The 6,626-nt window shown below is 64.5% G+C and carries 8 protein-coding genes (1 of these 8 running past the window's edge); 4 read left to right on the top strand and 4 right to left on the bottom strand.

Annotation, left to right across the window (positions count from 1 at the left end; all coding sequences use genetic code 11):
• Positions 1-739: the 5' portion of an NAD(P)H-dependent flavin oxidoreductase gene (locus tag C3F36_RS14645; RefSeq protein WP_104455315.1), read on the bottom strand. 308 nt of this gene lie to the left of the window's left edge; the window shows 739 of its 1,047 coding nt (coding positions 1-739); it begins with the start codon at positions 737-739; the stop codon falls past the left edge of the window.
• A gap of 201 nt (positions 740-940) precedes the next feature.
• Complete coding sequence (locus tag C3F36_RS14640) at positions 941-1,582, bottom strand: ribonuclease T2 family protein (protein ID WP_104455314.1); 642 nt, start codon at positions 1,580-1,582, stop codon at positions 941-943.
• Between the two features lie 221 nt (positions 1,583-1,803).
• On the opposite strand from C3F36_RS14640, the gene C3F36_RS14635 reads away from it, so the two are divergent.
• The 3 genes from C3F36_RS14635 (at position 1,804) to C3F36_RS14625 (ending at position 3,216) form a co-directional block, all read left to right on the top strand.
• Positions 1,804-2,364 (top strand): gamma carbonic anhydrase family protein, encoded by a 561-nt coding sequence (locus C3F36_RS14635; RefSeq protein WP_010672952.1) that lies wholly within the window; start codon positions 1,804-1,806, stop codon positions 2,362-2,364.
• 146 nt (positions 2,365-2,510) lie between these two features.
• The gene (locus tag C3F36_RS14630) at positions 2,511-2,804 is read left to right on the top strand and encodes a hypothetical protein (RefSeq protein ID WP_042877801.1); all 294 of its coding nucleotides are present in this window, start codon (positions 2,511-2,513) and stop codon (positions 2,802-2,804) included.
• A gap of 1 nt (position 2,805) precedes the next feature.
• Positions 2,806-3,216, top strand: coding sequence for a DUF6515 family protein (locus C3F36_RS14625; RefSeq protein ID WP_104455313.1), 411 nt, complete (start codon positions 2,806-2,808; stop codon positions 3,214-3,216).
• Between the two features lie 89 nt (positions 3,217-3,305).
• On the opposite strand, the gene C3F36_RS14620 is transcribed toward C3F36_RS14625, so the two are convergent.
• Together C3F36_RS14620 and C3F36_RS14615 are read right to left on the bottom strand one after the other, a co-directional pair.
• Positions 3,306-4,625 (bottom strand): HAMP domain-containing sensor histidine kinase, encoded by a 1,320-nt coding sequence (locus tag C3F36_RS14620; protein WP_233759658.1) that lies wholly within the window; start codon positions 4,623-4,625, stop codon positions 3,306-3,308.
• 14 nt (positions 4,626-4,639) lie between these two features.
• Positions 4,640-5,320: a response regulator transcription factor gene (locus tag C3F36_RS14615; RefSeq protein WP_104455311.1), complete on the bottom strand. Its 681-nt coding sequence runs from the start codon at positions 5,318-5,320 to the stop codon at positions 4,640-4,642.
• A 148-nt stretch (positions 5,321-5,468) separates the two neighbouring features.
• On the opposite strand from C3F36_RS14615, the gene C3F36_RS14610 reads away from it, so the two are divergent.
• Positions 5,469-6,626, top strand: coding sequence for an efflux RND transporter periplasmic adaptor subunit (locus tag C3F36_RS14610; protein ID WP_104455310.1), 1,158 nt, complete (start codon positions 5,469-5,471; stop codon positions 6,624-6,626).

Below are 6,626 nucleotides of genomic sequence, written 5' to 3'. Positions count from 1 at the left end.
TCGTCGCCTCGTGGCAGCAGAGGAACGCCGTTCCCACCTGGACTGCGCTGGCCCCCAGTGCCAAGGCAGCCTTGATCCCCTTGCCGTCGACTATGCCCCCGGCGGCGATGACCGGGATCGCTACTGCCGCCACTACCTGTGGCAGAAGGGTAAAGGTGCCCTGCTGCAAGCTGAGATCCTCACTCAGGAAGTGACCGCGATGGCCACCCGCCTCCAGCCCCTGGGCGATGACGGCATCGGCTCCGTGGTCAGCAAGCCACTGCGCTTCTGCCACCGTGGTGGCGCTGGCAAACACTTTTGCGCCTGTGGCTTTTACCTGGGCAAGCAATTCGGGCTCGGGCAAGCCGAAGTGGAAACTGACTACGGCAGGTCTGAACTCTGCAAGCAGGGCCGAATGCTCGTCATTGAAGGGGGCCCGAGAGGGGGCTCGCGACGGCGCCGCGGCATCCACCCCGAACTCGGTGTAATAGGGTGACAGTACCTGGCGCCAGCGCTGCTCCGCAGCCGGTTCCGGCTCGTGCTGCCGATGGCAAAAGAAGTTGATGTTGTATGGGCCCGGCCCGCTGGCGGCGAGGCGGCTCAGCTCCTGGCGCAGCTCGGCACCACTCAGCATGGCGGCAGGCAGGGAGCCCAGTGCCCCCGCACTGGTCGCCGCCATCGCCAGGGCGCTGTTCTGCACGCCCGCCATGGGGGCCTGAATGACGGGATAGCGCATCCCCAGTTCGGCAAAGAGCGTCATATGACGGTTTCCTGTTTCTGATGGTCAGTCTGATTGTGCGCCAGAGGCGGGTTGAGTCGGCATAGCGCACCTGACGTGCTGACATGTCGTCTGGCGATATCGCCTGTCCAGTTCCCGGCCAGACATCCTGTCTTGGCTTTCATCCATCAGGCTCCTTGAGGTTCATGGCACATCGGCTCGCGAAGGGCCGAACGTGAAGTGTCAACGCACGCTGCGCAGCAGGAAGTCCGGCTGGCCACAGGAGCGGCGCTCCCGCTTCTGCATCTCGTCGGAGCAGGGAACGGCATCCGTCCCCTGCTTGTTGATGCAGATGTAGATCTCCCGCAGGAAACGGCCCCCATCAGCGCAGGCCACCGTGATGTTATCGGGGGCCAGCCACTCGTTGGCGCTCGCCAGATCGGCCTTGAGCTGGAAGCTGTTTTTGCGCAGCGGCTCTTCCGGCGATTGATAGGCGGCCGGGATCTTCACCTTCTGGCGCAGATCGCTGGCCAATTGGTGAAATGCCTCCTGGCTCAGACCGGAACAGGTGCCGTGCTTCTCCCATTCATGGCGATAGAGGAAGCGGCTGGGGTAGAGCCCGGCAAACTGCTGCTCCATGTCCGCATCCAGCCGCTCGCGGGTGCAGCTGGCGGGGTAGCCGCGCTGATACTGGGGCCAGAGCCCATGCAGCACGAACCCCAGCTTGCGGGCACACTGCTCCCGATCCCCTGGCTTGATGGCGCAATGCTCGGGCGACCAGGAGAGTGCCATGGCGTAATAGTCAAACTCCCCCGCATAGCCTTTGCCCTGGGCGGCGGAGATCCACAACAGCGACCCCACCAGCCATACCATGACCTGCTTCATCTCTCGTTCCCCCTCATCTCTTTGCACCCGGTGGCGCCCCATTTTGCGCCCTCATGCTCCCATAACAGGGAGTCAAAGAACAATCGCTCAAAATGGCCTTACTCACTGTGGGTCAGACCAGTAAAAGGTTTCCCCTGCCGGATCAGAGGCGTAAGCTGGCTCTCCGGCGGGCCTTCATGACGCGCCACGTTTCCCCGATTTCATCAGCAACAGGACGTAACATGATCCGCAAGAATCCCTCAGGTCACCTGCCCGTTATCGACGAATCCGCCTATATCGACAAGACCGCCATCATCTGTGGCAAGGTGATCATCAAGGAGAACGTGTTTGTCGGCCCCTATGCCGTGATCCGCGCAGACGAAGTGGACGAGAGCGGTGACATGGAACCCATCGTCATCGGCGCCAACTCCAACATTCAGGATGGCGTCGTCATCCACTCCAAATCCGGCGCTGCCGTCACCATCGGCGAGTTCAGCTCCATCGCCCACCGCAGCATCGTCCACGGGCCCTGCGAAGTGGGTAACCGGGTCTTCATCGGCTTCAACAGCGTGCTGTTCAACTGCCACATCGGCGAAGGGTCCGTGGTGCGCCACAACTCCGTGGTCGATGGCTGCGATATTCCCCCCGGCTTCTATGTCCCCTCCACCACCCGCATCAACCAGCAGAGCGATCTGGCGCAGATCCCGCGCGTCACCGTGGACGCCACCGAGTTCTCCGAGGATGTGGCTCACACCAACATCGACCTGGTCAGGGGTTACAAGGCGCTCTCCAACGAGTTTTGATCCGGTGAGCGGTTCACGACACACAACGGGCGCCACGGCGCCCGTTGTCACAACTGTAAAGAGGGCGAAAAGAGGGTGTAAAGGTGGTTGAGCCGGGCGCACGCGTCGCGTTTGATGGGGGCGTTCCCATCAATGGAGTCATCATCATGTCACGCTATCCTGTCGCCCTTGCCCTGCTGCTGGGCACCACGCTCCTTCATGCAGGCGAGATGCCGCCCCCGATGGGCGCCCGCCAGGGAGGTCCCATGACACCGCCCCCCTCCGTGCTCTATCACGCCAGCAAGCAGGGTGCGGATCCCCAGGCCCTGGTCCAGGCGCTGTCCAAAAACATTGATGCCGCCAAGCCGGATACCCGCTACGAGGTCACGGTCAGCGTGCGCGAACTGCCGCCCCAGCCACTCAAACCCCAGCCCGCCGGTGCGCCGCTCAAAGGGCAGTGAGATGAGTCTGCACCGCTCTTCACTCTGGCTGCTTGCCATGGCTATCGCCCTGCCCGCCATGGCGGGTCCGGGGAACATGGGCAGACCGGGCGGATGGGAGAGCCCTGCCCCGCAGTACGGCCATGGGGCTGGTCCTGGCTTCGGCCACCGCGTCGACAGGCTGCCGGGAGGGGTGGAAACCCTGCTGCTGGCCGGGCTCACCTACTATGTGCTCGACGGCATTTTCTACCGCCGGCAGGAGAACCACTATGTGGTGGTCTCCCCGCCTTCTCAGGTCCTGGTGGTGGCAGAGACAGGGCTCATCCCTCTTGATCTGGATGGCCGCCGCTATTACGTCAGGGAGGGTCACTACTACCTGCGAGAAATAGACGGGCGCTACACCGAGGTGCCGCCGCCAGCGGCGCTGCGCTGAATCGCACGGAGGAACAGATACGAGCAGGGGGCCTTGGCCCCCTCTTTCATTACAGGGGTTTTACCCCACTCGGGTCTGAGCCGCGTACCTCAGGACGGGTCATGCAGGGGCAGCGTCATGGTCACTCTCAGACCCCCCTGTGCGCGATTGCGCGCCTGGATGGTGCCCCCCTGCAGAATCACCGCCTTGCGGGCGATGGCGAGCCCGAGCCCGTAGCCCTTGCCCATGCGGGGTGAGCCGATGCGCACGAAGGGGTCGAAGATCCCCGCCAGCTTCCCCTCCTCCACCCCGGGCCCCCGATCGGCGATGGAGAGCTGCACCTCCTGGCCCAGGCGCAGCAAGCGAACACTCACCATCTGGCCCGACTGCGAGAAACGCAGGGCGTTGCGCACCACGTTCTCCACGGCGCGGCGCATCAGCTCGGCATGCCCCAGCAGGAGACAACCCTCCCCCAGCGCCTCCTCGAGCGCTATCTCGACTCCGGATTGCTGGGCTTCGAACTTGGCATCCTGGACGACGGTCTCCACCAGCGCCAGCAGGTCGTAGTGGCTCTGCTCAAGCCCGTGGCCCTGCTCGGCACGGGAGAGGGTCAGCAGCTCCCCTATCATCCTGTCCATCCGCTCCGTCTCGAGCCGGATCCGCGCCAGGGCGTCGCTTGCCTTCTCCGGGCGCTGCTCCGCCAGGCCGATGGCCATCTGGATGCGGGCCAGGGGGGATCGCAGTTCGTGGGAGACGTCGTGAAGCAGTTGCTCGCGCCCCTCGACCAACTGCTGCAACCGCTCCACCATGAGATCGAACTCCTTCGCCACCTCCGTCAGCTCGTCCCGGCGCCAGCGCAGAGCGGGCCAGAGTCTGACCCCCAAATCCCCCCTGGCTACCCGATCGAAGCTGCGCCGCAGGGCGTTCATGGGCCGGGTCAGGTGCCAGGCGAACAGAATGCTGAACAAGAGTCCCCCCAGGCCGCCAATCCAGAGCATGGGCGGGGGAATGTTGAGCCAGGAGAGGGGACCGGGAGCAGGCCCGCCGGGGAGAACGCGCGGGTCCGCTCTGGTCTGCAGCAGATAGGTCTGCCCGTCGCTGGCAATCACGGTGCGTGTCAGCACGCTGCCCGGGCCAGGTTCCCCGGAGGCTATCAACCTGGATGCCCGGGGCGCTGGCCGGGGAGGCGCATCGGAGACATCGAGGAGTGTTATCTGCAGCAACGGCGGCGACATGGCCTGGCTCAATGCCGTCGCAGCCTCGATTCCCCCCTTTGCCAGCACGGCTGCCGCCATCTCCAGATGCTGGCTCGCCAACTGCTGGGCCAGGTGCTCTTCCGGGGGGTCACGCTCGGCACGAAAACCGAGCCAGAGCAGTTGACTGACCAGCACTATGGCCAGCCAGAACCCCAGCAGAATCTTCCAGAACAAACGTCCCTTGAGGATCACCGTATCTTGTACCCTATGCTGCGCACCGTCTCTATGGTGACGGCCTCCCCCGCCTTCTGTTGCAGCTTCTGCCTCAGGTTGCAGATGTGCACATCGACGCTGCGATCATAGGCCTCCCGCGGGCGCCCCACCCCTTGCAGGGAGAGGATGTCCTTGGTAACCACCTGCTCCGGTGCTCGCACCAGCAACACCAGCATGTTGAACTCGGTGGCGGTCAGCTCCAGCGGCTCCCCCTGCCAGAGACAGACCCGGTTGGCCGGCGTGACCGTCAGATCCCCCAGGATGAGGGCATCCGGCGAGGGGGTTGCGCTCCCCCCCTCGTTGACCCGCCGCAGAACGGCCCGCAGCCGGGCCACCAGCTCCCTGGGGTAGCAGGGTTTGGGCACATAGTCATCGGCCCCCATCTCCAGCCCCACCACCCGATCCACGTTGTCCCCCTTGGCGGTCAGCATGATGATCGGCAGGCGACTGCGCTGGCGCACCTGGCGCAGCACCTCAGTCCCCCCCAGATCGGGCAGCATCACATCCAGCAGCAGGGCGCTGTAACGGCCGGAGAGGGCATGGTGCACCCCTTCCCCTCCGGTCAGCACCTGGGTGGTCTCGAACCCCTCCCCTCCCAGGTATTCACTCAACATGACGCCCAGTTCGGCGTCGTCATCCACCAGCAGGATCTTCATATAGGGTCTCCCTTGTCGGTGGCCATTTTCGCCGCTTGCTCCGCCCTTGGCAGCCATTTTTACGAAACCCTTACGCTTGGCGCAAAGAGCCTTAACCCGGCTCTGGGGTAGAGTGCCGCCGTGATCGTCATTCAGGATACAGGTTGTCATGCCCACGTTCTCCCCTCGTCTCTTTTGGCTGCTGCCTCTGTGCGCCCTCGCCCTGTTGCTGGCCTGGCGCCCCCAAGCCAAGGCACCCGCCAGCGACTACATCACCGCCAGTACCGAGACCCGGGATCTGGAGCAGCTCATCATGGCGGACGGCACCCTGAAGGCGCGCAAGCAGGTGAGCGTGGGCGCCCAGGTATCGGGCCAGATCAAGAAACTGCACGTGACTCTGGGGCAGGAGGTCAAACAGGGGGATCTGCTGGTCGAGATCGACGATCTGCCCCAGCAGAACGCCCTCAAGGATGCCCTGGCCCAGCGCGACAACCTCCAGGCCCAGCTGGATTCCAAAGAGGCCACCCTTCGCAATGCCCGCCTGGCATACCAGCGCCAGCGGCAGATCGTCGCAAGAGGTCTTGGCAGCACGGCCGACCATGACAGCGCCAAGGCGACCCTGGACGAGACCCTGGCCGATATCCGGGCCCTCAACGCCCAGCGGGTGCAGGCCGAGATCGCGGTGGACACAGCCCGGGTCAACCTGGGGTATACCCGGATCCTGGCCCCCCTCTCCGGTACCGTGGTGGCCATGCCGGTGGAGGAGGGGCAGACCCTCAACGCCAGCCAGAGCACCCCTACCCTGCTCAAGATTGCCCAGCTCGACACCATGACGGTGGAGGCCAGGATCTCCGAGGCCGACGTCATCAACGTCCGGGTCGGCATGCCGGTCTATTTCACCATTCTTGGCAACAGCCAGCGCCGCTTCGAGGGATCCCTGCGGGCCATCGAGCCCGCCCCCGACACCATCAATGACGACGACACCACCAGCAGCAGCGACAGCAGCGCCATCTATTATCACGGCCTGTTCGAGGTGCCCAACCAGGATGGTCAGCTCAGGATCAGCATGACGGCCCAGGTCTATCTGGTGGTCGCCCGGCTCAAAGATGCGCTGGTGATCCCGGCCATCGCCCTGCAGGGGGATCAGGTCAGGGTGATCGACGACGGAGGCCGGATCAGCCTGCGCCGGGTCAAGGTCGGCCTGAACAACAAGGTGGATGCCCAGATCCTGTCGGGCCTGAGCACCGGTGAGCGGGTCATCGTCAGCGAAGTGAACGCAGGCCAGAGCAACGCCGCCGGGGGCATGCCGCCCCCCATGGGGATGTGA

The organism is Aeromonas sp. ASNIH2 (assembly GCF_002934795.1).
Taxonomy (GTDB): domain Bacteria; phylum Pseudomonadota; class Gammaproteobacteria; order Enterobacterales; family Aeromonadaceae; genus Aeromonas; species Aeromonas caviae.
The sequence above is the reverse complement of the archived record's forward strand: the minus strand, read 5'-3'. Positions and strand labels throughout refer to the sequence as shown.

Excerpts from the sequence above, each read along its gene's own strand:
- C3F36_RS14630 (WP_042877801.1), top strand. The coding sequence starts at position 2,511 with ATGTCACGCTATCCTGTCGCCCTTGCCCTGCTGCTGGGCACCACGCTC.
- C3F36_RS14640 (WP_104455314.1), bottom strand. The coding sequence starts at position 1,582 with ATGAAGCAGGTCATGGTATGGCTGGTGGGGTCGCTGTTGTGGATCTCC.
- C3F36_RS14635 (WP_010672952.1), top strand. The coding sequence starts at position 1,804 with ATGATCCGCAAGAATCCCTCAGGTCACCTGCCCGTTATCGACGAATCC.
- C3F36_RS14610 (WP_104455310.1), top strand. The coding sequence starts at position 5,469 with ATGCCCACGTTCTCCCCTCGTCTCTTTTGGCTGCTGCCTCTGTGCGCC.
- C3F36_RS14625 (WP_104455313.1), top strand. The coding sequence starts at position 2,806 with ATGAGTCTGCACCGCTCTTCACTCTGGCTGCTTGCCATGGCTATCGCC.
- C3F36_RS14615 (WP_104455311.1), bottom strand. The coding sequence starts at position 5,320 with ATGAAGATCCTGCTGGTGGATGACGACGCCGAACTGGGCGTCATGTTG.